Source organism: Paenibacillus amylolyticus, assembly GCF_047302515.1.
Taxonomy (GTDB): domain Bacteria; phylum Bacillota; class Bacilli; order Paenibacillales; family Paenibacillaceae; genus Paenibacillus; species Paenibacillus amylolyticus_G.
Window position 1 is genome coordinate 5,284,149 of the sequence record NZ_CP168019.1, and the last position, 25,325, is coordinate 5,309,473.

At 49.7% G+C, this 25,325-nt stretch carries 20 protein-coding genes; 4 read left to right on the plus strand and 16 right to left on the minus strand.

All coding sequences use genetic code 11. The features are described 5' to 3' along the window. Positions 1-46 precede the first annotated feature (46 nt). The gene (locus tag ACDJ59_RS23030; RefSeq protein WP_017690846.1) at positions 47-349 is read right to left on the minus strand and encodes a hypothetical protein; all 303 of its coding nucleotides are present in this window, start codon (positions 347-349) and stop codon (positions 47-49) included. Positions 350-428: 79 nt separating this feature from the next. On the opposite strand from ACDJ59_RS23030, the gene ACDJ59_RS23035 reads away from it, so the two are divergent. Continuing rightward, positions 429-1,121 (plus strand): NUDIX hydrolase, encoded by a 693-nt coding sequence (locus tag ACDJ59_RS23035; RefSeq protein ID WP_413406063.1) that lies wholly within the window; start codon positions 429-431, stop codon positions 1,119-1,121. A 269-nt stretch (positions 1,122-1,390) separates the two neighbouring features. Here the strand turns inward: ACDJ59_RS23035 and ACDJ59_RS23040 are convergent, their stop codons facing one another. Beyond that, positions 1,391-2,197: a TrmB family transcriptional regulator gene (locus ACDJ59_RS23040; RefSeq protein WP_340937105.1), complete on the minus strand. Its 807-nt coding sequence runs from the start codon at positions 2,195-2,197 to the stop codon at positions 1,391-1,393. Positions 2,198-2,270: 73 nt separating this feature from the next. After that, on the minus strand, positions 2,271-3,086 hold the full coding sequence (locus ACDJ59_RS23045) for a zinc ribbon domain-containing protein (RefSeq protein WP_036613209.1): 816 nt from the start codon (positions 3,084-3,086) through the stop codon (positions 2,271-2,273). Positions 3,087-3,435: 349 nt separating this feature from the next. Between ACDJ59_RS23045 and ACDJ59_RS23050 the strand changes: the two genes are divergently transcribed. Together ACDJ59_RS23050 and ACDJ59_RS23055 are read left to right on the plus strand one after the other, a co-directional pair. After that, positions 3,436-6,018, plus strand: coding sequence for a UvrD-helicase domain-containing protein (locus ACDJ59_RS23050; protein WP_413406066.1), 2,583 nt, complete (start codon positions 3,436-3,438; stop codon positions 6,016-6,018). Between the two features lie 246 nt (positions 6,019-6,264). Then, complete coding sequence (locus ACDJ59_RS23055; protein ID WP_253429688.1) at positions 6,265-6,633, plus strand: hypothetical protein; 369 nt, start codon at positions 6,265-6,267, stop codon at positions 6,631-6,633. A 90-nt stretch (positions 6,634-6,723) separates the two neighbouring features. Here the strand turns inward: ACDJ59_RS23055 and ACDJ59_RS23060 are convergent, their stop codons facing one another. Together ACDJ59_RS23060 and ACDJ59_RS23065 are read right to left on the minus strand one after the other, a co-directional pair. Then, on the minus strand, positions 6,724-7,794 hold the full coding sequence (locus ACDJ59_RS23060; protein ID WP_413409897.1) for a Gfo/Idh/MocA family protein: 1,071 nt from the start codon (positions 7,792-7,794) through the stop codon (positions 6,724-6,726). A gap of 46 nt (positions 7,795-7,840) precedes the next feature. Then, on the minus strand, positions 7,841-8,317 hold the full coding sequence (locus tag ACDJ59_RS23065; protein ID WP_413406068.1) for a GNAT family N-acetyltransferase: 477 nt from the start codon (positions 8,315-8,317) through the stop codon (positions 7,841-7,843). A 248-nt stretch (positions 8,318-8,565) separates the two neighbouring features. On the opposite strand from ACDJ59_RS23065, the gene ACDJ59_RS23070 reads away from it, so the two are divergent. Continuing rightward, complete coding sequence (locus ACDJ59_RS23070; RefSeq protein ID WP_413406070.1) at positions 8,566-9,630, plus strand: copper amine oxidase N-terminal domain-containing protein; 1,065 nt, start codon at positions 8,566-8,568, stop codon at positions 9,628-9,630. A gap of 626 nt (positions 9,631-10,256) precedes the next feature. On the opposite strand, the gene ACDJ59_RS23075 is transcribed toward ACDJ59_RS23070, so the two are convergent. The 11 genes from ACDJ59_RS23075 to ACDJ59_RS23125 form a co-directional block, all read right to left on the minus strand. Then, positions 10,257-10,649 carry a RidA family protein gene (locus ACDJ59_RS23075; RefSeq protein WP_413406072.1) on the minus strand — a complete coding sequence of 131 codons (393 nt, stop codon included), beginning with the start codon at positions 10,647-10,649 and terminating at the stop codon, positions 10,257-10,259. Positions 10,650-10,881: 232 nt separating this feature from the next. Further along, a complete protein-coding gene (locus tag ACDJ59_RS23080) occupies positions 10,882-11,850 on the minus strand; it encodes a D-alanyl-D-alanine carboxypeptidase family protein (RefSeq protein ID WP_413406074.1) in 969 nt (322 codons plus the stop codon). A 409-nt stretch (positions 11,851-12,259) separates the two neighbouring features. Further along, positions 12,260-13,072 (minus strand): hypothetical protein, encoded by an 813-nt coding sequence (locus ACDJ59_RS23085; protein WP_413406076.1) that lies wholly within the window; start codon positions 13,070-13,072, stop codon positions 12,260-12,262. Positions 13,073-13,118: 46 nt separating this feature from the next. After that, positions 13,119-16,322: a DEAD/DEAH box helicase gene (locus ACDJ59_RS23090; protein ID WP_413406078.1), complete on the minus strand. Its 3,204-nt coding sequence runs from the start codon at positions 16,320-16,322 to the stop codon at positions 13,119-13,121. A 227-nt stretch (positions 16,323-16,549) separates the two neighbouring features. Continuing rightward, a complete protein-coding gene (locus tag ACDJ59_RS23095) occupies positions 16,550-16,969 on the minus strand; it encodes a chemotaxis protein CheW (RefSeq protein ID WP_164783412.1) in 420 nt (139 codons plus the stop codon). 624 nt (positions 16,970-17,593) lie between these two features. Next, on the minus strand, positions 17,594-18,541 hold the full coding sequence (locus tag ACDJ59_RS23100; protein ID WP_413406080.1) for an aminopeptidase: 948 nt from the start codon (positions 18,539-18,541) through the stop codon (positions 17,594-17,596). A gap of 93 nt (positions 18,542-18,634) precedes the next feature. Continuing rightward, the gene (locus ACDJ59_RS23105) at positions 18,635-20,626 is read right to left on the minus strand and encodes an alpha/beta fold hydrolase (RefSeq protein ID WP_413406082.1); all 1,992 of its coding nucleotides are present in this window, start codon (positions 20,624-20,626) and stop codon (positions 18,635-18,637) included. Between the two features lie 60 nt (positions 20,627-20,686). Then, entirely contained in the window at positions 20,687-21,253 is a 567-nt protein-coding gene (locus tag ACDJ59_RS23110; protein ID WP_036607516.1) for a TetR/AcrR family transcriptional regulator, read from the minus strand. 434 nt (positions 21,254-21,687) lie between these two features. Then, on the minus strand, positions 21,688-22,986 hold the full coding sequence (locus tag ACDJ59_RS23115) for an ABC transporter substrate-binding protein (RefSeq protein WP_413406084.1): 1,299 nt from the start codon (positions 22,984-22,986) through the stop codon (positions 21,688-21,690). A gap of 603 nt (positions 22,987-23,589) precedes the next feature. Beyond that, positions 23,590-24,426 (minus strand): carbohydrate ABC transporter permease, encoded by an 837-nt coding sequence (locus ACDJ59_RS23120; protein WP_340031783.1) that lies wholly within the window; start codon positions 24,424-24,426, stop codon positions 23,590-23,592. Further along, complete coding sequence (locus tag ACDJ59_RS23125; protein ID WP_036607341.1) at positions 24,426-25,307, minus strand: carbohydrate ABC transporter permease; 882 nt, start codon at positions 25,305-25,307, stop codon at positions 24,426-24,428. Before ACDJ59_RS23125 ends, ACDJ59_RS23120 begins: the two co-directional genes overlap by 1 nt. Positions 25,308-25,325 lie beyond the last annotated feature (18 nt).

The following is a 25,325-nucleotide window of genomic DNA, read 5'->3' on the forward strand; positions in this document are numbered from 1 at the left end:
TACATATGCTCCCCCCATGAATTTCATTCGCGGCCATGCTCATGAATTAGAAGCGGCGTGGCAGCAAATGCTCCAGGATCGACTTCAGATCTTTATCTTCTTTGTAAACTTCTTCTCCAGTATCAAGCTCTGTCACACGAATATATTCAAAGTTTGCCGAAGCATCCACTGGCTTGAACAACAACTGGGCCTCATCTTCCAAACGTACATTAAATCCCATATCCTTAAACATGCTGCTTAACTGACTGTTAGCCGGTTCCTGACCTTGCCCTACAAATATAAGTCCTCTAAGACTTTTACGTTCCTGAGGTTGCGGATAAATCACCTGAAAGTGTACAATGCATTCCATACGATGGTTCCCCTTTCGTTTAAAACATACTTTGTGAAATTTTGAACTTTAAAATCTGCTATATAAGGAGATACGTTTCATGACCCCAGAACGTTTCGACATTTATGACGATAAGCAAAATTGGATCGGCACTTCACTACGCAGCGAGGTCCATGCCAAAGGATATTGGCACCGTTCATTCCACTGCTGGATCGTGCGTGACAAAGGCGAGCAGCGACGGGTCCTTTTTCAGCGGCGGCGTGATATTAAGGATACCTTCCCCGGATGTTATGACATTACAGCAGCAGGTCATCTCACCGCAGGTGAACAACTGCAAGACGCCAGTCGTGAGCTGGAGGAAGAACTGGGTGTTTATACTCCATTCGAGGCACTAACCTATCTACTCACGGCTACACAGCAGCTCCAAGGAGAGGTGCGTGGTGTCCCATTCATAGATCGGGAATTCAGCGCGGTCTATGGATTATGTCTGAACCAGCCGCTCGAAGCCTACGTTCTGCAGCCTAGCGAGGTGGATAGCCTGTATGAAGTGCCGCTGGATGATCTACTCGCTTTGTTTCGTAATGAGATCGACGTCATTCAAGCTACCGGAGTTCAGACTCAGCCGTTGACATCACCGCCACATTCCATCGGTCATAAGGACCCATTAAGTGATCATGCAGCTGATGAACCGGAACGTATCGTTCGCGAGATTCGGGCAACGGAATTTGTACCCCATGGTACAGCTTATTATACGGATGTGCTTGAAGCTCTATATCACGTGCCCAAAGAGTGATCATGTACGATCCTGTTCAACCCGATCCAGTTCAATCGAATGTTCATAGCTTCATTTTCTCAAAAATAGCATAACTTCATACCTTTACTATCGACTTGACTGGAAACAGATGCTGTGACGAACATCACTGTCATATCTCAAACCAGCACAAACAGGCGTCTGCCTTCGGGCAGCGCCTGCTTTATGTACATACGTATTCGTTTCATCAAGATAGATACCTTTGTGCTGGCATGTTCACTCCATCAGAGATGAATTAGTCGCCGATCTGTCTAGCTCTGGTCACCCTCTCCTGAAGGAGAAGACCAATAACGCGCAGAGAGTTCTTCGTACCGGTGCCCATAGCGGGACTCCAGTTCCTCCCCCATATCCTGTTCCAATTCGTACAACACCAGCTCTTGAGCAAAATGATTCAGCAGCAGTCCGGTCATTACCGGATGCTCCGTAACTAGTGCCTGTGTGGCGCATGATTCACCGCGCATGCCTAACATGCACCAGCGGCGATCGACCACCAGGGAAAATTTCCGACCATTACCTGTACCATACATAGGCAAACCCGGCCAAGGGACAGGCTGATCAAGCATGCCCTCGCCACCATCACACGACCATAACAGCCGCACACCCCGAGCTTCAGCCTGCTGTAAGTCATTACGTAGCAACTCTGCCTCTTCACGCCAAACGTCTACGACAATCTCATGCTGAGCCTCGGCCAATTCACGGCTCAGATTCTCAAACACATTCTTGTCACCTTCGACGTTATAGAAGACAGGCTTCTCCGGTTCACTCTTGGGCATGCTGCTCTGGACATAATCCAGCGAGGTACGCATTTGATCGGAGATCATACGTGTCATCTCCTCCGGCTTCAGCACACTATACTTCGCCGGTTCCCCAGGACTACACCGCAAGAATCCACGCTGTTCCAGCCGTTGCAGGGTCGCATATACATTGGAACGGGACACGCCCAGCCGCTTCGCAACCTCATATCCTGAGGCTGATCCCTGACGGGCGAGTTCCACCATAATTTTAGATTCCATCTCGGTAAACCCGAGATGACGCAAATGATGCAGCAGTTGGTCCATATTCCCGTCCCCCCATGCTGTCAGCAACCCGCACTGCCTCACACTGATGCGGCAGTGCTTCTACTGCATCAGATCAGATCTGTTCGGCACCACACCGCGGGCACCACTTCGACCCTTTGGGCAGCTCGGCTGCACAAATCTGACAATTCACCATTTCGCGTGATACTTCGGTCTGTACGTCCACCGTGTTCACGATCGGGTTGTTTTCTTTCCAGTAGCGGATGCGTTCGTCCAGTTCTTGCTGACGCTCACGTTCCCGTTGCATCTCTTCATCTCTGCGACGTTCCCACTCCGCATCAAACGCTTCCTTTTCTTCCTGGGTAAATTCCGTACTGTTATATTCCGATTCCGTTTCCAGATCCGCTATGGACGGAATGACCGTATGGTACGGCTCGTCTTCCTCCAGTTCCAACTCAGGTGGCGCATCGTAGAAGTCCGGCTCTGGAGTTGGGGTCTGAGCTACAGCTGCCTCCTGTCTTGCGGCTGTGGTGGCTCCTGCAACTCCTGCTGCTGCTACTTTGGGCGCTGCTGTCTTGAGTTCACCCAACTTACGTCCGCATTTAGGGCAGAAGTTGGCATCCAGGGAAGCGACGTGTCCACACTCGCACAACCGTTCGTTCTTGAGTTGTGCAATCTTGTTGCGCAGACCATCAATCTCGTCCTGCAATTCGTCGCAGAGCTGCGACAGATCCACCATCTCTTTTTCTGCACGCGTCATATCCTGTGCCCGATAACCCTCATAGAAGATGCGACCCATATCTGTAAAATGGACTTCCTGTTCCTGTTGCAAGCCCACAATCTGGTTGTTCAGTTTCCCAATCTCAACGGCGTGTTGGGCACGCTCTGTTGCTTTGTTCGCTCCGTCTTTGATGCGCTGAAGCAGTTTCATGACCATTCCTCCTCTGTCCCGTCAAAACCAATATTATCATTTCTATTTAGTAGTAAATTAGCATATTACATCTTTCATGCAAAATGCTCAGGCATATAACTTATACGATATCATGCCAAAAAGTTGCGTAATCTCGTGCAGGTGCCCGTTTTATACCGATACTGGATGAAATCGGGGGCTTTCGTCAAGACCATATGTTCGGGTATAATGAAGCTTTGACCATACTTAACCGCCTGATTAGGCGACTAACTCTATCATACCAATTTACAATGCGATTGTGAAAAGGGCAAATGGTTTACTTTTAGCCGGGATAGTCCTATCCCTGAATGCATACAGAGGTGGATGAAACATGTTAAGTCCGAACTCAACGTTCTACCCCCGTCCGCTCGGGGTTACCCCGGCGGCGTCCCTGCCCCAGTCCCCGTCTGCTCCGCTGGAGACCAGTCGGCAACTCGTGGGTAATGAGCAACAGGATGCCTTTTATTTTCGTTCTCTGGAAGAGGCCGGCATCAAGTTAAACGCACCACAAATCTCGGCAGTCCGTCACGGCAGAGGACCGATTCTGACGCTCGCCGGAGCCGGTTGTGGCAAAACAACTGTACTGGCTGCAAGAGCCGGCTACCTCATAGAGGTCAGCGGCGTACATGCAGGCAGTATCCTGCTGGTGACGTTCACGAACAAAGCAGCCACCGAGATGAAAGACCGGATCGCCGCATTGCCAGGCATACGCCCGGCAGCCGCGAGAGCCGTACAGGCTCGCACCTTCCACTCCTTTGCGCTGACATTATTGCGTCATTACGGTGTGCAGGAAGAGATCTTTGGCGAGTCGAGAGCCCAGCATACGGTGCTGAAGATGCTTCTTCGCCAAAATGGCATGAGTGAAGCCTTCCAGCCTGAAAGTCTGCTGGCCATGCTGTCCGCATGGAAGATGCAAGGATCGGAAACAACCGACCTGCCTGAAAAGTCACAGGAAGAACGCGACGCCAAGCGTGTTCTGCTAGGTTACGAAGCCTGGAAACAGGATCGGGGCAAAATGGATTTTGATGATATTTTACTGCGGGCAGCCGCCCTGCTTCGTGACCCTGCTGTTCTGGGGCCGCTTCAGAAGCGTTTTCAGTACATTATGGTCGATGAGTTCCAGGATACCAACCACCTACAGTATGAAATTGTGCAAAAACTGGCTTCCGCTCACCGCAATCTGATGGTTGTGGGAGACGATGACCAGACGATCTATACCTTTAATGGCGCACGCCAGGAATCGATTTTGGAATTCGATAAAGTATACCCAGGCGCACGCATTGTGACGCTGGATATCAATTATCGCAGTGATGCACGCATCCTGGGACTCGGAAGTGAACTGGTCGCCCGCAATAAACGCAGACGTGACAAACGGCTGCGTGCCGCCGGAAACCGCGGCGATGCGCCCCGTTTCGCTACACCTTCCAATGCGGAGGAAGAAGCGGCTTGGGTTGTAAACCAGCTGTGCCAGCAGGTTGAAGAAGGACAACACACCTATCGTGATATTGCGATTCTTCACCGGACAGCAAGCAGCAGCCGGGCTGTATTCGAGCAGCTTGTGTTGAAAGATGTGCCTTTTGTACAGCATGGTGCTTCTCCGGTGTTCTATGACCAGTCTCTCATCAGACCCCTGATGGATCATCTGCGTCTGTCCCTTGATCCACGAGCCATGGATGCTCTTCCCAGTGCACTGGGTCCGCTCTATGTATCACGGGATGCGGGTCTGGAGTGGATTCAGCGTTGTGAACAACAACAGGCGAAGAAATATCCGCTCATCCATCTGGTGAAATGGGACAAGCTGAAACCGTTCCAGCAGGAACAGGTCAAGGAGCGCATCAAGCTGATCAAATCACTGCACAAACTAAAACCCATCATCGCCATTCAGGAAATGCGCAGGCAGTTCTACGACAAGTATATGGAAAGTGGTGATCCCAGCATCTTCACCCATTATAAGGAAACGATGCTGGAAACCCTCGATGAATTCGAAGCTGCCGTCAAAAAATTCGAAACGGTAGAAGAGTTCATTCAATTCGCGGATGAGCTGTCCCGCAGACACCGTGAGATGGAATCTTTGCGCCGTGCACAGGATAGTGACGCGGTACAGCTGATGACCATTCACCGGGCCAAAGGATTGGAGTTCCCTTGTGTGTACTGGATCGGAGCCAGTGAAGGCATTGTGCCTCACAGTACAGCACTTCGCCAGGATATTCCCGAGGATCAGAAAGCTGCGCTTGCTATGCAGCAGACAGATGCCGAACTGGACATGGCGCTGGAGGAAGAACGCAGGCTTGCCTACGTTGCCATCACACGGGCCAAGCAGTACTTGTATGTTACTTCACCTGCAAGTCATCACGGAAAACCAGCGGATGTGTCCCGCTTCCTGCTTGAAGCCTTCGGCATGGAAGTACCGGACAAACGCAAACCTCGTGAGGAGAGCCGGACGAGCAGTCAGGCTTCATATGGTAAAGGCAACGGACAGTATGCCCGCTCGTCCGGCTCAGGTGCACGTTCAGAAGGTCGGGATGCGGCCCAGCGTCGTGCCATCAGCCACAGTGACCGTCGAGACTTCGAGGTCCACAACGAACGTGACGAGGATCGCCTCGGTGAACGGCGTGGCAGTGGTGAAATTCGCAACCATAAGGCATTCAGCACTCCGGGTGTGAGTCAGACAGCTGCGAGTTCCTCCAGTTCACAGTCGCACACTTCAGGTTCAGGTAATGCTGAGCGTACGGAGACCGTTGCGGTCTGGAAGTGCAGTTCATCCACCTGTAAAGCGTGGCTAAGACAGAAGCCTGCTGTGCCTTCAAAAGCAACCAAGAAGGCATCATCGGGCCCTCCCGCCTGTCCCCTGTGTTCAGGATCAATGGAGGCCGGTACCCGCCAGGTTCCTGTAACGGGGAGATTTGGGAAATAACTCAAAGGAAGAGGTCCCTTATGGAGTTAAAGATGAACCATCACTCGTGTCAGTCAGTATCACAGTAGATGGAATTGATTTTTTTGAACAAAGTCGATTAGAAGGTAAAGGTAATGGCTGGTCATATGTGACTGAACATGTGGATGAGTAAATAACACACGAGCATAGTAGCTCGTTTCAGGGCGCTTTTTGCTGTTTATTAACAGTAGAAGCGTCTTTTTTCCATTTCAGAATGGGGGTTGGATTATGCAGGACGGCAAACAACATCTGTATGTATCGGTAACACATAATCTTATTGAACGAACAAAGAACGAATCTACACCCTTTGAGGTGTTGGTGGACGACGAACAGTTGGGCCGATTGAAAGATCTGATGAAGGTGCTGGAGGATGACGATGCCTATACATTGCAACGGGCTCCCGTACCCTACAAATCAGCAGACCACGATGAGGCAACAGAGCAATTTTCGGATGGCATGACCTTGCTGTATACCTTTCTGTATGACCACGGCACGCCGGATACCCGGCAGGCAATTGAGAGCATGAACGTGCTTCCAAGGCTGCAGGATACGGATTATGATGACCCTGGGTACGAAAATTCACCACTGAATAAATGACCTGATGCCAAAAAGCATGCGTAACCGCAGATCACGCGGAAGACGCATGCTTTTTAATATGCCGAAGGACAACTGCCATGTAAAATGAACTCAATCCAGACGAATCTCCTGCCCTTTCTCAGCGGATTCGTAGATTCCGCACAACATGCGCGTGGAAGCCACACCATCTGCAATTGGACTGATCGGCTCTGTACCGTTCAGGCAGCAATCCACAAAGTGGTCAATCTGGTTCTGGAATGCACTATGAATATGGAGACCCGTATTGTCCGTCTGGGGTTCAATATTCAGGATGGTATTATTTTTCTCCGTGACGATCAGTGTCTCCGGCTCCAGTTCGAACCCACCACGCTCGCCGTATAATTTCACCGAAGATTCATCTCCGCGTGCATGCAGGGTAAAGCTCACATCCACCGCCAGCGAAGCCCCGTTTTCAAACCGAATAAGTGCATTCGCCATATCTTCTACGTCATTCACAGCTGCGCTGTAGTCGGCTGCTTTGTAAAAAGAAAGATGTTCGATATGGGCACGATTGCCCAACTTCCGATACGTATTACCACTGACTGAAACAGGTTTCGGCCTGCCCATGAGGTACCAACATTGGTCGATAATATGTACGCCGAGATCAATCAGGGGGCCACCGCCGGAACGGCTTTTATCAGCAAACCAACCGCCTGGATTGCCGTGACGCCGCAGAATGGAGGCTTTGGCATAATACAGTTCACCAAACTCCCCGGCATCAATGAATCTGTGCATCATCTGCATATTGTTATCATAACGCCGCACAAATCCAACGATAAAGGTGCGTCCACTCTTCTTCACCGCTTCTTCAATCCGGAGCGCATCTTCCACATTGGTTGCGACCGGTTTCTCCAGCAACACATGCTTGCCTGCCTCCAGTGCAGCAATGGCAAATTCGGCGTGTGTATTATTCCAGGTACAGATACTGACGGCATCCACATGCGGGTCCTCCAGCATCTCCCGATAATCGGTGTACACGGATTGAGCATCATACTTCTGTGCCGCAGCTTTAGCCCGTTCTTCGTTCAGATCGCAGATGGCATAGATGACGGCATCCTCGTTTTTGGCATAACACCTCATATGAAGATCCGAGATTGATCCTGTACCGATCATTCCGATGTGCAACATTTGTTTCGTGCTCATCATCGTCCTCCCTTCCTTTTCCACAGCTTCCACAACATCATTATCGTTAGTCTGCCCGCAGCATGCCTTCGTAAATACCCGGCGTTGAATTTTCAATCTTCACTGCACCCAGCGTCCGGGCATAGAATTCCACAGGTCCCGCTGATCCGATAATCGCATACCCGTAACCGTCCGCCTTCATCGCATGCATACAGGCCAGTAACAAGGCTGTGCCTACACCTTTGCCTCGTGCATCCTGGCTCACACCTGTCGGTCCGAAGAAGTTGCGACATGTCGCTTCGTAACAGGCAAATCCAATCATTTTCCCATGCTCAACCGCAATATAACAGGACACGGGCTGACGCGCAAAAGCGACATCACATTCGTCCACCCAAGCCTGACTAAAATGTGACCTCACCCAATCCAGTACAAGCTGTTTCTCTGGGGCAATGGCTCTTCGAATCACAATGGAGGATTCCTCCAACGCTCTCAGTCCACTCTCTTGCTCCGGCAAACGATAGAGCGCTACCAACATATCACTCATCTTATCCGTTCCTCCTCGTACTTGAATGTGAAATAGGACAAAGGTTTGGGCACTACCTGAAATTAACCTGATCCCGCTGCGGATAACCTGCAATACAAGCGATATTTCTAATTTAAACTAACCTACCGCTTACATTCATTGCATTTCAACTGCAACACTTAGACGATTTGTCCCGTCTATTAACTTGAAGCGCGGCCCTAAGGAAGATTTTACCGCGTCAGTACACAGATTAGAAGGGATGAATATTGATGAACAACAACATGAAAAAAGTAAGTGCACTGATGGCCCTATCCATGGCATTGGGTGGTGGAGCCGCTTATGCAGCAACACTGGACAACACACAACCAGTCCATCAAACATCCGTTTCAGCAGATAGTAACGCAGTTAGTGCAGTAAACGTATCCGTGAATGGTGCATCCATCTCCGATGGTTATTGGAACAAGGATGGCAAAGTAGCCATGATCCCGTTGCGTGATCTTACCGACGCACTGGGTATTGAACTGGAATGGAATAAAGAAACTAAAACTGCAGAGCTGACTCGTGGTGCTCTCTGGACACAGGTAATCACAGGCAAGGATCAATATTCCGTGAATAAAATGCTGCTCACGCTGGGTACAGCGCCCGAAATCACAGGCGGCAAATTGTATGTACCGGTTTCTTTTGCTGAGAAAGCACTGCATGGACAAGTGAACACAACGGGGAATCAAGTGACTATCTCTAGTGAAGAGGACGTGAAGACGGTTACTGAACGTGGTGTAATTACCAGAATCTCGAACCAAGATAAATATAAGTCCATCCAGATTGGCGGTGCAGGTACGGATGGTATTGTGCTCAATCTGAGCGATGAGACGAAATTCATCTCAGTTGAGGGGAAAGAGATTGCACTGACTGATCTGGCCATTGGCATGAACGTGGAAGCTGAGCATTCCCTGATCACCACCCGCAGTCTGCCACCACAAACGCCGACCTACAAAGTCACTGTACTGGATGACGCTGCGGAATCACAATTAAAAGACGTTCTGGGGACAGCTGGTACGATTGAAAATGTAACATCAGCTGAAGGCAGCATCTCACAGATTGAGATTACAGGTACACGGTTAACAGAAACAGCTCCTGACCATGTCGTGCTGAACATTGCTAAAGACACGCTGATCGTGAACCACGAAGGTGAAACGGTGAAAGCTGAAGAACTCACCAAAGGCGCTAAAGTCATTGGGTTCTACAGCCCTGTGTTGACACGCAGCCTGCCCCCAATCGGAACAGCTTGGAAAGTGGTTGTTGAAACACCTGCAGCAGAGCTGGAAGCGAAATAATACGGTTAGAAAAACGTCTGGCTGAAACACATGTTATATGTTGTTGCAGACGACCGCGTGCATCGCTTAGCGCGGGGTCATGAGTGTGGAGCATCATAATGACCAGCCATCCGCATGTAGCTCCTGCCGCGCGGTGTCATGAGTTTGGCGCATCAAGAGCTCAGCCGTGCGGCCAGGCGGCGAAGTCAATTCAAAATAACCTTATCCGCTTGTCTTCTGACAAGCGCGGGTAAGGTTATTTTTTTGGGTTTGTTGGTTTTTAGTTTTTAGTTTTTAGTGCGTGTCTACAAACTGCTTCAAACCGAAGCGTACCTGAAACTTGTCCGGAGCAGACACGTGCGATGTGCGATGTATACGAAATACGTTTCATCCTGAATGTAAGAGCAAGCGGTGTTAACGCTAACGAATCTGAGGCGTCTTATTCAAGGATTTGAAGCACCCGCCGAAATCTAAGGAATCTCAGGCACGCTATGTTTGAATAAATAGTGTTTATAGCATTTTTATCAGAGAAGTTTGGAAAATAACGTGTCTGATGTTCTTTACATTTTAAGAAGAGGACCTGAGGGTCAAATTAGACGTCCTGTGTTCCTTAGAAATCATCCGGATAACCGCCAGAATCAACTTGCTTAGATTTCATCTTCAACGATCGCTTCCACTTCAATCTCAACCATCAACAAGGGATCAATGAGTGCGCTAACTTCAACCATGGTGGCTACAGGCTGGATCTGTCCAAAAAATTCACCGTGCGCCTTGCCAACTTCCTCCCATCTGGAGATATCGGTCACAAACATCCGGGTTCTCACCACATGCGACATGTCAGCACCCAACTCTTTTAATGCATTTTCAATCGTCTGCAAAACGAACCTTGTCTGTGCATACGGATCACCTGCCCCAACAACTACCCCATCTTGCATCGCGGTTGTACCCGCCACTTCAATTCGGTTCCCTACACGGATGGCACGGCAATATCCCACCAACGGTTCCCATGGGGAACCGGTAAATACCTGCTGTCTGCTCATTCTCTCGTCCCTCGCTTTGGTTGAATTTGTCTCTTCCGATTAAACATGAATTATATCAGTCTACCATCATCTCGGACAATGGAATGAAGTTTAATTCTATCTTAATTCCATTAACACTTTGCACAGAAAAAATCCCCTGAATGACTGCCCATTGGTTAGATCAAGGACGGTTCATTCGGGGATTTATGAGAATTAGTATCTTTTCTTTTTCTTTAAGGATGAAACATCCAAATTACAACTTGATATTAGCCTCATCGAAGTATTCTTCCAGAGTTAACCCACTCTTCGCCACATCCGGTGCCAAATCTGTACCGATGTACCGGATATGCCAAGGCTCATAGACGTAACCTGTGGTATCTTCTTCACCTTGCAGATAACGGATGACATATCCGTATTCTGCAGCGTGTTCAGCCAACCACTGGCCTTCCTTCGATGTGCCAAATACCTCTTCCAGCACATTGCCCACACTCGGGCTGGATACATCAATGGCAAGACCCGTCTGATGTTCGCTTCGGCCCGGCACAGAGCTCACACGATCCGTGTATTCTTGACCTTTGGTTTTGACATTATTGTTGTAGATGGATACCTGCCGCTGATATGAACGATAACCGGACACTGCACGAAGCTCAATGCCATCCGCTTTTGCACCTGCAAACAACTTCTCCAGTGCCTCCGCAGCTTCCTTGCGCATATGCCGCTTCTCGTGTGGTTCGTCGAAGGAGAACGGTACATTCGGCTCTACCAGATCGTCCGGCTCGTACCCGTCAGGCAGACTGCGTTGCTTGTTGACAATGACGGTCATAGACTCGGCATTGGTCACCACGGATTGTGCATCAATCGTCGTTTGCAGTGCGCTGATACTGCGTTTCTCCAGCAATGGATCTTCCGCTGTCGCGCCATTCCCATTGTCCGAAGAGTCCTGCCCTTCGCCCGCTGAAGCATTCCCAGACTCGCTATCCGTGCCTTCACCGCTGTTGCCAGAAGATGATGTGTCATCCCCGCCAGCATTGTCTCCATCCGTTCCTTTATCCTCCGTAAAATGAACCGTTGTGCCGTCCGACTCCTGTTGTGTGTTACCTGTTCCATTCGGATTCTGGCTCTCCTCTGTGCCGTTCTGGCACGCGGTAAGCAAAGCTCCGCATATCATCAATGAGGACAGCATAACCACCATGCGGCGCTGTCTTCCTGTAGTTGATTTCATGTAAAAACTCCTATCGCAATAATATAAATGTTATATAGTTCTCTTGCGTGCATTGTTCCCTGCGACAGTATACCTTAATTGGGAGCGAAGCTCCACCGGTAAAGACCTCCTTTAGAAGAGATCCGAATGAACATATACGGGCTGTACAGCCTGTATGATCGTTTTTTGGACTTTTAGAGCAACATCCCCGTGCTGTACACAAATAGAAGTGAAATGGGAATATACCTTCATATATCCAATATGCAAAAAATTGATTATACCGAGATGCACTTTACTAATGAGCATTAGCATTGTTGGATAAAGACAAAATTCATCTTGTACCGGGAAATGAATTAAATCAAATAATGCAACATGCTGCAATAAAAACAAGCAGGGGTGATCTAAGATCTCCCCCGCTCTAATGGGTGCATCATTTCGTTGCCGGGCTGTCCGTCTTCTTCTGGACAGCCTGCCACATCCGCGCGGCTACACGCTCGCGGATCAAATCCAGCCCTGCGGTGGCCGGCACGCCCGGCATCAGCGCCGTCAGCTCCGGCAAGGCCGGCGGCTTGCCCGGCTGCGCGAGGCGCACCTCAACGGCGCCAAAGCCCGGCCCCGGCTGGTGCATGGCGCCGTCCGCGGCGGCCTCGGCGATCCACTCGCCGACGGCAGCGCCGCCTTCGCCGCCCCGCACTTGCGGGCGGCCAGCCGTTTCCGCTGCGCGGCCGGGGCCGCTGGGATCATGGGCGAGTTCCTCCGCCCATGCCCCCAGCACGCCGGCGAGCAGCGCTTCGCGCGGCAGGCCGGCGTGCGCCAGCTGCAGCAGCGGCTCGGCCGCGAGGCGCGCGGCTACGGCGCGCTCAGCGGCCGCGGCATGCGCGCAGCCCGGGCGGCCACAGGTGCACGCCACGGCCGCGCTGGCCGTTGCTGCGCTTTGCGAGCTCTCGGGCGCTTGCACAGCCGGCAGCAGCCCGGCGAGCTCCTCGGACGCCGGGCCGCCGCGCAGCAGGGCGTACAGCGTCAGCGGGCGCTTGCGCAGCTGAGCCAGCACAGCCTCGCGCTGGGCTTCGCTCAGTCGCGCCGGCGTTCCCGTGACCGTGAACATGCCTGCGGCCGATCCGGTCTTGCCCTCAGCAGCGGAAGCAGAAACGGAAACTTCCTGATCCGCATCCGCTACTGTATTTACTTCTGCTGTCCATCCACCGGGGGACATATGCAGCTCGATCTTCCATTTTTCGCTCACAATAATCCCCCTTTCTCAACATCTATATTCCTCTCAATGTTCAAGGTCACAGCCACGTCTCACCCTGAAGAGAGATCAGACCACGCAGCTCATCATCCGACATCTCAGTCAGCCAATTCTCACCCGAACCAACGACCTGCTCGGAGAGTGCCTTCTTGCTTTCGATCAGCTCATCAATTCGTTCTTCCAGTGTTCCCTGACAGATCAACTTATGCACCTGCACGTTGCGATTCTGTCCAATTCGGAATACACGGTCCGTTGCCTGATTCTCAACCGCAGGATTCCACCACCGATCATAGTGAACCACATGACTCGCGCGTGTAAGATTCAGACCTACACCTCCGGCACGAAGAGATAGAACAAACATGGACGGCCCCTCTCCTTTTTGGAAAGTCTCCACCATATCATCTCTTTGCCCCTTCGACACACCACCATGCAGGAAATAAGGTTCTTCCTCATATCGCTGTTTCAACCTCGATACCAGCAGATCTCCCATAGCAACATACTGCGTGAAGATCAGAGCCGATTCCCCGTTATCACGGATGGCGTCCAGCAGTTCAAGCAAACGCTCCATCTTACCAGATGCCTCAGCCTTGCCGTGGTCTTTCCGATTGCTGTCCGCCAGCACCGGATGATCACAGATCTGCTTGAGCTTGGTCAGGGAGGACAGCACAATCCCCTTACGGGCAATGCCATTTCTGCCGTCCAGACCACCCATCAGATCATCCACTACACGCTGGTACAACACCGTCTGCTCTGGCGTCAGAGAACAATAGGATTTCAGTTCAAGCTTCTCTGGCAGATCCTTGCGAATATCCGGATCACTTTTCAGCCTGCGCAGCATGAATGGAGATACCAGTCGATGAAGCTCACGCAAGGATGCTGCATTTTCTTCGGATGGCCCCAGTCCCGTATACCGCTGGCGGAACGATGAAGCTGTTCCCAAATACCCCGGATTGAGAAACTGGAAAATCGACCAAAGTTCGCTCAGTCGGTTCTCTACAGGCGTTCCCGTCATCGCTATACGATGAAGTGTAGAAAGGCGCATTACGCTTTGCGCTTGTTTGGTACGGTAGTTCTTAATATATTGTGCCTCATCCAGCACAATGGTGGACCAGTGCAATGAAGCCAGATCCGGGCCATCTCTGCCTGCCAGATGATAGGTCGTCAGTACAATGTCATGCGTCTGCGCTTCTGCCTGAAAATCATTCCCGTGCAGCCGTTGTCCGCCATGATGAATATACAGCGACAGATCCGGGGCAAATCGCTTCAGCTCACGCTGCCAGTTTCCAAGCAGCGAGGTAGGACACACAATAAGTGCAGGCAGATGAACAGGCTGCTCATTCGTGTGCTGATCCGCCGGGAATGAATCATCTGATCCATTCAACAGCTCATTCTCACGGGCTTCCTCTTCAGCCGCCTGGCGTTCCTCGTGTTTGCGGTCCAGCAGACAGGTAATTACCTGAATCGTCTTCCCAAGTCCCATATCGTCCGCGAGACATACGCCAAAGCCCAGCTCACGCATCGCGGATAACCATTGGTAGCCTCGTTCCTGATAAGGTCTGAGTTCACCATGCAATTCTGCCGGAACCTGACGAGGCTCAATGCTGCGAAGCACCTGTCCATCGAGCAGGAAAGCAAGCATCCCATCAGATTCGGCACCAAAGACGGAGAGGCCCTTCCATGCGGAATCCTCCCCTTCATCCGCTGCCAGATGCAGCCATTCGGAGAGAGGCATATATTGTTCTTCTTCTTTTTTCATATAACGCAGGACTTGGCGAATCTCTTTTGTATCCACTTCAATCCATTCGCCACGGAACATAACATACGGAACTGTGGATTCAGCCAGTGCTGCCAGTTCCTCCGCCGTGACCGGTTTCCCATCCAGCATAGGCTCCGCTTTGAAAGCAACCAATTGTTCCATGCCCAGTGCCGATGTGGCTCCAGGCAACCGCTCTGTTCCCCGATTCAACATCTGCAGACGCAGTCCCGCACGACGTTTCCCGGCTCGACTCCACCTTGAAGGCATGAGAACGGTTATCCCGGCCTTCTGCAAACGTGGAACCGCATGCGTGAGAAACTCAAAGAAACCCTGCTGCTCCAGCTTAATTTCCTCCGGACGAGCGGTAAGCAGCGCCGTCTCCAGTTCAGGTGCCATTTCTGCTGCTTGCCCGAGTGCCATCAATAATTGCTCTGCCGCCGAGGTATATAACACCTTCCCCCGGTCCAAATCTCGCTCTGGATGTGCCCAGATGGTCCGTGCAGGCAACCTCAGGCTTGGTTCCTGCTCACTGTCCACCCAAAAGCTTATTCCCCAGATCGTTTCATGTTCGCCCAGTGGAGGCTCCAAGCGGAGCACCAGCTTCAATTGGCCTTCAGCAGGTGCCATCTCTTCTGCTCCAACGATTGGCATTGACGTTCCACCAACTTCTTGCAGCGTATGAATAAACGCTGTCATATCGTCCGTCGGCCCTTGCACCGTCACAGGACGGAACATCGAGATCAGACTGTTCCACCAGAGTTCGGCTACTGGCGAAGATCCGCGTCGATATGGGGTGCGGTAACGGGACAGTTCACTGTCCATGCCCTCCAGTTCACTTGTCACTACAGCATGAATCATGCCACTCATGAATGAAAATAATACCGCAGCCCCTGCTTCTTCACGCGTTTCCGGTTCCAATGAAGCATAAGCTCCAGGAGCAGCCAACCCAATCGGAGGCATCGCTTCAGCAAGATCGCGGAAGCGTTCGATGTCCTCCTCCTGCTGCAAGCGTGGCCGCCATACGCCTGTTAATGTCTCTTGTCCGGTCCGTCGCCGTGCTCCGGTCTTTGCTGCGAATTCAGCCGATGGAGCAATTGCTCCCCGCAACAGCAGCTCCTGTGTGAACTGCGCTGCTTTGATCCAGTAACGCATCTCTTCTCCAACCTGAATTCCGGCTGCATTTAACAAACGGTCATCCCATTGCAGCAGCAGCCTGAAGGCATCCTTAGGCGAGACTGCCAATCCTTCCAATGTGCGTCCCAGCAGTTGACGCCGCTTCGTGTTCTTCGCTTCAGCCGTGTTCCTCAGCGGATTCGGCCAGCGCAGCTCCGCAAGACGCAGAGCGGCAGGCTGAAACAGACGACCCCCGTCGCCAAAATTCAACCTTCTTACCACGTGGCTCCATGCATCCACACGTGGTTCCGATGTTTCACCGGAAAAACAAAAAAATACGTCACCAAGCCATACTCCATACAGCGATTGCATCATTAAAGTCTCCCGTCATCCCTTCGCATTGTTACTCTCCATCATATACGAAAATGACCGGATTTAAAAACCTTTGCCCATAAAAAGTGGTTATTCCGATGGTTAGGGCGTGTCTCAAAACGCCCTAGAGGCACAAAAAAATGTCCCTTCTCCCGAAAAGCGGATGAGGAACATTTGGGTAAACCGAAGGATAATACTGAATATTGAAAGAATTACGGATCGTTATACTACTATGATCTGATCAAGCTGCCCAGTAATACATCCAGGTTCAAAATACCTGCACGATGATCTTCACAGAACCCGATTTTGTCAAAAACGCCAAGCATGAAACGGCGGTGTTCCTCAGCTGGTTCCTCGAAACGATCGTAACTTACGACAGAATCGACCATATCTACGATCAGCGGTACAAATCCACCTTTGTAAGGCACCACAATAATACGTGTAGAAGAGGTATCCTCCTGGTCTGGCATGCCTAACAATACACGAAGACTCACCACCGAAACGACCTTACCGTACAGCGAAGCAAAACCTCGGATCTCCGGGCTTCCAAATGGAACTGTTGTTACCTGTACCATTCTGATGATCTCATGAACTTCATCAATTCGTAGTGCAAAGATCTGGTCTCCTACCGAAAAATTAATATATTGCATTCCCTCGTCCATAGTTATCCCCATACCCTCTCATTCCGTATAATCAGACTACTTTCGTCCCATTAGATGTTACTTTGGTGTATCGGTTATTTTTGACCAAATGTTTAGGCTTCAGATCAATTTTGCCAACTTCAACAGACGTTGCATTACGGTTGCTGTCTCCGCTCTGCTCATTTGCCCTGTTGTGGAGGGTGGTGGAAGTCAGTAGTTTTAGAATTGAGCGTAAGTAACCTGACATAGGATTAAAAATTATATTCATAAAAAAGACCAAAGATCAGCTTTATGCCGATTTTTGGTCTTTTTTATCCCCATATATTATGGATCTGTTTCTATGTTTTCAAATACTTGGAACAAAAAAGCGATATTTCTGTGGATAACTTGTTTCATTACTCCAAAATGACTGTTTTATCGCATGAAAACACGAGTTATACCTGATTTGTGGATAAGTTGTGCACATATTGCACACATGCTGTGGATATCTTTGGCGTTTCATGTGGATATTCATTAATTTAATGTGGACATGTTGTGTATTTGTTTGTAAATCTGACGTAAAATCTGAATTTCCGCTTCAGTTATCCATTACTGTGGACATGTTGTGGACATGCCCAATTTCCTTCGCTGTAGTTATTCGACCAATTCACCCTGACGCATGATCAGCCTGTCATCGATGTACACGTCCGGCTTTTGTACAACTGCATCAATATGAACACCTGCGGCAATCGTTCCACCAAATGTGTTATTGCTGCCAAAGGCCACATGAATTGTGCCGTACACCTTCTCATCTTCCAGCACCACACCCGTGATTCGTGCCTTGTTATTGGTACCGATCCCGAATTCACCGAGAAAACGACCATCGCCCTCACCAAGCGTTTCCAGTAACTGATCCCCATCTGGTCCTTCGGCTGACACCAACCGTCCTTCACTAACGGTCAATAGCATCGGTTCACGGAGTGCCCCAATTCCAGCAACGGAACCATCTACAACAATACTGCCCTCGCCCTTGCCCTCAATGGGAGCAATATAAGCTTCTCCTGACGGCAAGTTGCCCGATTCACCAGGGTTCAAATACATACCTGTGCTTGGTACACCGTTACGATCTTCAATGGAAAAGGAAAGACTATGGCCCTGCTTCTCTATTCGCACATGGCGACCTGCGGTTAATAGAGCCGTTACCTTCTCGGTTAATGCCTTTACTTGCGAATATTCAGCTGTAATGGCTCCGTTCACAAACATATCCTCTGTCATGCCTGGCATGGTTGCCACTCGGGTCCCTGAAGCAGCGGCTTTTTTGCGTGCCTGGGTATGTGTTAATGAATATTTCGTTACACACACGGCTACATCTGCTCGAATCATGGCCTCTGCAATCGGCGCCGGTGGCTCTTCTCCAGATCTGCTGCGTTCCTCCATGATTAACAGGACCGACTCTGCACCAAGTGCTTTGCCTGCCTCATAGATGGATTCAGCCAGATCCCGCTTCATATCGTCTGCGACAACCACCAGATTCTCTCCGCTGCGCAGTCCGAGACATTCCGTTAGCACATTTTTACTGATTTCCACACGTTGCTTGCTCATACATTCATCTCTCCTGTCTTTGGTTCAGCTCTCAAAAGTCGACTTGACCCTTTCGACAATTGGCACGGGATTCCTGCATGTCCAAACCTGAACTCACCTCAAGGTATCGGCCCATTCGGCGAGGATTGCAGCTGTTTCCTTATACTGGAACGTCGGAAAGTAATGTCCATAGGGTACATCTATCCGTTTGGCCTGTGAGTTCATATCCTGGGGATAGTGATATTCCTGATCTTGATTGGCCCATACAACTAATACACTCTTGGCATAATGCTGACTTTCCATTTTCGCCCACAACGTTGATCTGGCGCCTTTCCTCTGACCCGAGTGGATCCAGCGCAACAAGTCTGTATGTGCTCCTGCAATGCGAGGGGACTGGAGACTGGAGCGTATTCTCTTGCCCATGGTATCGGCCATAACACTGCTGTCACCTACGCCGCTATGTGAACTGAACATTTGATTCCAACTTTTCTCCGATCTGCCACGCAGCAGGGAGCGAATCACCCCTCTTGGCAAACGGGAAACCCATCTCAGCACATTCGGATTCGAATTGTTAGCTACTGGCTGAAGCAACCCCAGCCGAATGTCTGTCCGCCCGCTACGCATCTGTGCCGCAGCTGCAATAGCTGCACCGATCGAATGACCCACCAGCTTCACCGGACCTTCGAACTCACCAAGAGCCGTAAGCAGTGCATCCACCTGACCTTCAAATGCTTCATCTCCCTGATGCACAGGAGACCGTCCGAATCCAGCGAGATCGATTAACCATACCGGGTTCCCGGTCAGGTCCCTAAGCTGTTGTCCCAAGGGTAACATCTCATCCGCAGATTGAAGCAAACCATGCACAATAATCCAAGGCTCTCCCTCACCCTCCCAACCAAGCATAGCCATATTTCCTCTCCGTGACCGAATATAATCTGTCGGAAAACCCTCAGGTAACGGCGTATACCGAAGACGATAGTCCAGATCGGCTGTAACCAGCGGAAGCTGTTCCCGGATGTCCGGCCAGGATTGCCCCATACGTGTGAACAGAGCCTCAGTCTCTTCAACCGGGAATGACCTGTTGGTAATAAAAGCAACCGACTCCGCTGGAACACCACTGATGCGTGAACCACCTGATCTCATGATCCATTGAATCCATGGTAGTGGCACAGCCCCTTTGGGCTTGGGTACGTCCAATTGCTGCGCCAAGAGTTGCAGCAGTTCCTTCATATTGGGACTGTCTTCCTTCCGCGCCAACAGTGGATAAGTTCCTCCGACTGGAGCAGCTTCCCTGGATAGAAAAACAAGCGTCTGTGCAACAATGTCATTCTCCACAAGCGGTAACCAATAGGATGAACCTCCCGGTACTACCGGCATAAGTCCTTTCTGAATCGCCTGAATGAGCAGCCCAATCCCACCCGTTTGCTCGGTTTCACCTGTGGGACGTGGTCCAACCACTGTACTCGGATTTACAACGGATAAGGGATAGTGATGCTGTTCTGCATGCTCGCGAATATGCAGATCGGCATGGAACTTCATCTCTTCATATGCACTTTCATTGTTATCCACATGCTCAACTTGTAGATAATTCCCCTGTTCATTCCGCTCTCCATAAGGACTCATATAACCAACGACGTGGATAAAGTGTCTCAATCCATGAGTACGGTGGATTTCTTGTGCTAGCTGTGCGACTTCTCTGGCCCCGTTCATAAATATCTGCTCAGCTACTTTTCGTTCCAAAGTGACGTCCATCGTTCCACCCGCATGAATGATCACATTCGCTTCAAGAGCACGCTCCCGGTCCGCTGCGGTAAGCCCAAGACCCGACATGGACAAATCACCTTTAATAAAGGTAATTCGGTCGAAATCCTTGACTCCATAAGCCTCCAGCACAGTTCTGGCTCGCTGTTCCGAACGAACCAGCAAGAGCAATTGTTCGTCTCCCTGCGTGAGTTGTTTGACCGTTTCTTTGCCAATAAAACCTGTGCTCCCTGTCATAAAAATGGTCGTGGCTGTGATATCAGACTTGCGTATTACCTGATTCATGTTTGTTGAATTTGCTGCTGTGTTTTCTTCATTGGATACACGGTTAGTATGTACAATCATTCTGTTACGGCTCCTTTTAGTACTATATAGTACTAGTTATATTCAAAAAAAGAGCTTCGATTAACGAAGCATCTGACAAAAAGTACGTGCCGATTGTTCTATAATCCCTACATCACGCGCAGTTCCCGCTAGGATTAGTGAACCTTCCAGTGCTGCAATAAACAACAACGCAGCCGGTCCCGGTTCGATCTCTTTGCGAAATTCACCGCGATCCAAACCTTGCTGAAACAACTTCTCCACCATAGGTCTAAGCTCACGAAAGAATCTGGATATGCTTTCCTTCACTTGGGGTGCACTGTCCGGTGTCTGCATATATAACGTAACAAAAGGACAGCTCCCTTCGTAATTTCGGCCCTCAATCCCTGCCGACAGCAATGCCATGAATGAGTATATACGCTCCTCCACTCCTCGCTCACGCTGACTGAGCAGCAGATACAGCTCCGACTCATACTGGGCAATCCAGTATTGTACCACGGCCTGGAGTAGTTCCTCCTTGTTTTTAAAATGATAATAAATATTCGACTTCGATACTCCACTCACGCGCACGACTTCATCCATGCTGACGTAGCTGTACCCCTGACGCAGAAATAATTGTGCCGCCACTTCAACTGCCTTGGTCCGGTTCACCGGATTGGAACTTTTGGATTTGGCAGGTCCCGTGTTCATTTTTGGATTTGTCATATTTAGAACTATACAGTACTAGTAAGGTGAAAACAAGTATTTCTGTTAACAAAAGAGGCCCCCCCACTCCAACTACTCCATACTTGTCCACATTTAGAGTGTTATACACACAGGATATCCACATATAGTATTAACTCTGTGTTAAATACGTCATTAGATCGTTAAACTGCTTTTGGGTTATCCACATTTCAGGGATATTACCATCTATCATTTTTCCAGCGAGTAGTTTTTGACTCCTCGGAAAAACAAAAACAGGCCAACCAGAATAAAATATCTGGCTAACCTGTTTCAATTGACTTATTTATCAGAAAAGCTAACTTTTCTATCCGAAAATTTCTGAACAGTTTTCGGTAACCTGTGGATACCGCCCATGATCCGGATTATTTTTTCAGACTATCCCAGTTCTGTTGCAATGCATCAAGCAATCCGGCTTTATCCGATTTGCCTGCAACGTAAGCTTGAATCGTGCTGCCATACTCTTGTGGAACCCCTTCAGGGAAACGGTTGAAGTTCCAGCTAAGTGTTTTATTTTCCTGGCTATACTTCATGATATCTGTGGCGAGGTCACCCAGATCCTCTTCTGATGCCGTGATGGAACTGAACGCCGGGATGAATTTGAATTCTTTTGTCATGTATTGTTTCCCGATATCCGAAGTTACGAGCCACTCCAAAAACTCTTTTGCTTCAGGTTTCACTTGAGAGTTCTTGTTCACAACCCAATAGTTCGGCACACCGACAAACAATTTGTCATTAGGTTCATTATTAATTGGCATTGGCAGGATACCCAGATTCAGATCCGGATCAATTCCATCGATCTGTACTTGAGTCCAGTTCCCTTGCTGCATCATCGCCGCTTCTCCACTCGCAAACAACGTAACTTGCGTATTGTAGTCGGTTGTCAGCGGGTTTTTGTTGCTGTATTTCAGCGTTAAGTCGAGCAAGTTGATCCAGTCGGCGAACACTTGGTTGCCAGGAATTTTCTCCGTACTTTCGTTGAGTCCCTGGATGAATTTCACCGGATCTGCCTGATTTGCAAATGCGACGTTTACGTTATGATTGCCCAGCACCCACCACTCCTGATATCCGTTCGAAAAAGGCGTAATGCCTGCGGCTTGAAGTTTCTGTGCCGCTTGATCCAATTGTTCCAGTGTCGTTGGAATTTCGGTAATACCTGCTTTTTGGAAGAGGTCTTTGTTATAAATGAAACCATAACCCTCCAGCGCCAGCGGCTGTCCATAGAGCTTGCCGTCTTTGGTCATTGGCTCTTTGGCTACTTCGAGTGCATCCTTGGCCCATGATTCTCCAGACAGATCTTCCAGATATTCAAGCCATGTATCCAATTCACGATAACCACCTACGTTGAAAATGTCCGGTTGTTCGCCAGCGGCAAACTTGGCTTTTAATGCAGCACCGTAGTCGCTACCGCCACCTACAGTCTGAATGTCCAGTTTGACGCCTGGATGGGAGGATTCATATTCCGCTTTGAGACGATTGAGCGCTTCCGCAATTTCGACTTTGAATTGGAAGATTTTAATGGTTTTATCTCCAGCAGCAGCCTCGCCACCACCTTGAGCATCCGTGTTGACCGGACTGCCACTCTTGTCTCCATTGCCACAACCCGCGAGCATTACCGAAAAAGCAATCAGCATAAGCAACGTCAACTTTGTCATTCTTTTCATACATACACTCTCCCTATAGTAGTTTCAGTATAACAGTTCCACTAAAGCATATTTACACTGGCACTCCGATGACAGAATAACCTTCCCTTGAAGTGTGTTTTCATTCTAACGAACCGAGCGCACGTTATTCGCACCTATTTGCACAGGCTCCCATTCTAACGAATCACAGCGACGTTATTTCGTCGATTTGGTCGATTTTCAAGGCTCGGACGCTGTTTTGTACCCGAATAACGTTGCTGAGATTCGTTACAATTTGTATTCCTTGATTATCCATCTATTAAGATGCGGTGGGTTCGTTAGCGCTTTGAAAAAGGAGCATACCATCACTCTGTAGAAGAATTCCCTGGCTATACAAGCTTCTTTCATGATCATTTCCCTTTATTAATCTTTTCCCCAGGAGTCATGCCCAGGCTATGCGGGCATGACTCCCCTTTGCACACCTCCATGCGAGGTGGGAGCAAAGGGATCAGGATGCGATGGAGGAGCGGAGCGTTCGCCTTTGATACTCGGTGGCTTCCTTGCCCTAATACATTCAGGCCACCGAGGAGCAACAGCGACCGAAAGCGCAACTTGATCCCGCCAGCGACCCTGCCCTCGCAACCCTTATCCTTTAACTGATCCAGCCGTAATCCCCTGAATGATGTACTTCTGCATCAGCAGGAAGAAGATAATGATCGGCATGATGCCGAGTACAAGTGCCGGCAAGGCCAGATCCCATTGCTTCGTATATTGACCGAAGAGTGCAAAGGTCGCAATTGGGATCGTACGCAGGTTGGAGCTTTGCAGGATCAGCGATGGGAGCAGATAATCATTCCAGATCCAGAGTGTGTTCAGAATGATGACGGTTACATACATCGGTTTCATGAGTGGAAATACGATCCGGAAGAACACTCCGTAGACCGAGCTTCCATCCACCCGAGCCGCTTCTTCAATCTCCAGTGGGACGGATTTCACGAATCCGTGGAATAGGAAGACAGACATCGGTGCCCCGAAACCGAGATAACAGATGATAAGTCCCCCAAGGCTATCGATTAGCCCAAGATTACTGGTTACAGTAACGAGGGGAATCATGATAGACTGGAACGGAATCACCATGGCGGCAATGAACATGCCGAACAAAATCCGGTTGAACCGGGTATCGCTGCGAACCATACGATATGCGGCCATGGAACTGATCAGCACAAGCAACAGATTGCTGACTACCGTAACGATAAGCGAGTTCATCAGCGCGGACGGGAAGTTAATTTTCTCCCAAGCGTTCGCATAGTTTCCCCATTGGAATACCTCCGGCCATGCAGCCGAATTGGTGAGCAGATCACCGAAGGTTTTGACCGAATTCACAAACAGGAAGTAAAACGGAACCAGGAATAAAAGTCCAAGGAGTACCATGACAATCTCGGTTAGAATGGTACTGAAGCGGTAATTTTTTGTCGTCTCCATTAGGCTTCTACCTCCTTGCTCTTCGTCAGACGTACCTGAATCATGGTGATGATGGCAACGATTACGAAGAACACGAGTGCTTTGGCGGTTCCGATGCCATATCTGTTATTTACAAAGGCTTCATTGTAAATATTAAGTGCAACCGACTCTGTCGATCCGAACGGTCCACCTTTGGTTAGTGACAGATTGAGATCGAACATTTTGAACGACCAGGAGATCGCCAAGAACAGACAGATTGTCACACCCGGCATAATGAGCGGAAGAATAATGCTCCGCAGTACCTGCCAGCGACTTGCGCCATCAATCTCGGCGGCTTCCAGCAGATCAGGGGATACATTTGTCAGAGATGAGATGTAGATGACCATTAGATATCCTGCGGTCTGCCATACAAACACAATCACGATTCCCCAGAAGGCGGTTGGTTCGTCTCCCAGCCAAGGAAGGTTGAAGAAGGACCAACCGGTTACATCGCCTACTGCTGAAAACCCTTTCACAAATATGAACTGCCAGATAAAGCCGAGCAACAACCCACCGATCACGTTAGGCATAAAAAAGATCGTACGCAGAATGTTTCTCGTCTTGAGCGGTTTGGTCAGGAAATACGCCAGGAAAAAGCCAATCACATTGGTCAGTACAACACCAACCACGGTGAAGCGCACCGTAAACCAAAACGCCGTTTGGAACTTGGGATCATTCGCAAAAACATGCACGAAGTTATCAAACCCTACCCAATTAATGTTCTCGGATACCCCGTTCCAATCCGTGAAGGAATACACCATGCCAAGCAGGAAAGGGACCACGATGATGAGAATAAAAAACACGATGGAGGGACCCACGAACACAAGCTGCTGTAACAGCTGTGAAGATTTGCGATGCTTCATATCGTTCTCCCCTTCTAT

Coding starts and splice junctions, on each gene's coding strand:
- ACDJ59_RS23075 (WP_413406072.1), bottom strand. CDS start 10,649: ATGAGCAGACAGCAGGTATTTACCGGTTCCCCATGGGAACCGTTGGTG.
- ACDJ59_RS23090 (WP_413406078.1), bottom strand. CDS start 16,322: ATGATGCAATCGCTGTATGGAGTATGGCTTGGTGACGTATTTTTTTGT.
- ACDJ59_RS23125 (WP_036607341.1), bottom strand. CDS start 25,307: ATGAAGCATCGCAAATCTTCACAGCTGTTACAGCAGCTTGTGTTCGTG.
- ACDJ59_RS23065 (WP_413406068.1), bottom strand. CDS start 8,317: ATGAGTGATATGTTGGTAGCGCTCTATCGTTTGCCGGAGCAAGAGAGT.
- ACDJ59_RS23045 (WP_036613209.1), bottom strand. CDS start 3,086: ATGAAACTGCTTCAGCGCATCAAAGACGGAGCGAACAAAGCAACAGAG.
- ACDJ59_RS23040 (WP_340937105.1), bottom strand. CDS start 2,197: ATGGACCAACTGCTGCATCATTTGCGTCATCTCGGGTTTACCGAGATG.
- ACDJ59_RS23035 (WP_413406063.1), top strand. CDS start 429: ATGACCCCAGAACGTTTCGACATTTATGACGATAAGCAAAATTGGATC.
- ACDJ59_RS23100 (WP_413406080.1), bottom strand. CDS start 18,541: ATGAGCAAGCAACGTGTGGAAATCAGTAAAAATGTGCTAACGGAATGT.
- ACDJ59_RS23070 (WP_413406070.1), top strand. CDS start 8,566: ATGAACAACAACATGAAAAAAGTAAGTGCACTGATGGCCCTATCCATG.
- ACDJ59_RS23095 (WP_164783412.1), bottom strand. CDS start 16,969: ATGCAATATATTAATTTTTCGGTAGGAGACCAGATCTTTGCACTACGA.
- ACDJ59_RS23030 (WP_017690846.1), bottom strand. CDS start 349: ATGGAATGCATTGTACACTTTCAGGTGATTTATCCGCAACCTCAGGAA.
- ACDJ59_RS23050 (WP_413406066.1), top strand. CDS start 3,436: ATGTTAAGTCCGAACTCAACGTTCTACCCCCGTCCGCTCGGGGTTACC.
- ACDJ59_RS23060 (WP_413409897.1), bottom strand. CDS start 7,794: ATGAGCACGAAACAAATGTTGCACATCGGAATGATCGGTACAGGATCA.
- ACDJ59_RS23120 (WP_340031783.1), bottom strand. CDS start 24,426: ATGGAGACGACAAAAAATTACCGCTTCAGTACCATTCTAACCGAGATT.
- ACDJ59_RS23115 (WP_413406084.1), bottom strand. CDS start 22,986: ATGAAAAGAATGACAAAGTTGACGTTGCTTATGCTGATTGCTTTTTCG.
- ACDJ59_RS23105 (WP_413406082.1), bottom strand. CDS start 20,626: ATGATTGTACATACTAACCGTGTATCCAATGAAGAAAACACAGCAGCA.
- ACDJ59_RS23080 (WP_413406074.1), bottom strand. CDS start 11,850: ATGAAATCAACTACAGGAAGACAGCGCCGCATGGTGGTTATGCTGTCC.
- ACDJ59_RS23055 (WP_253429688.1), top strand. CDS start 6,265: ATGCAGGACGGCAAACAACATCTGTATGTATCGGTAACACATAATCTT.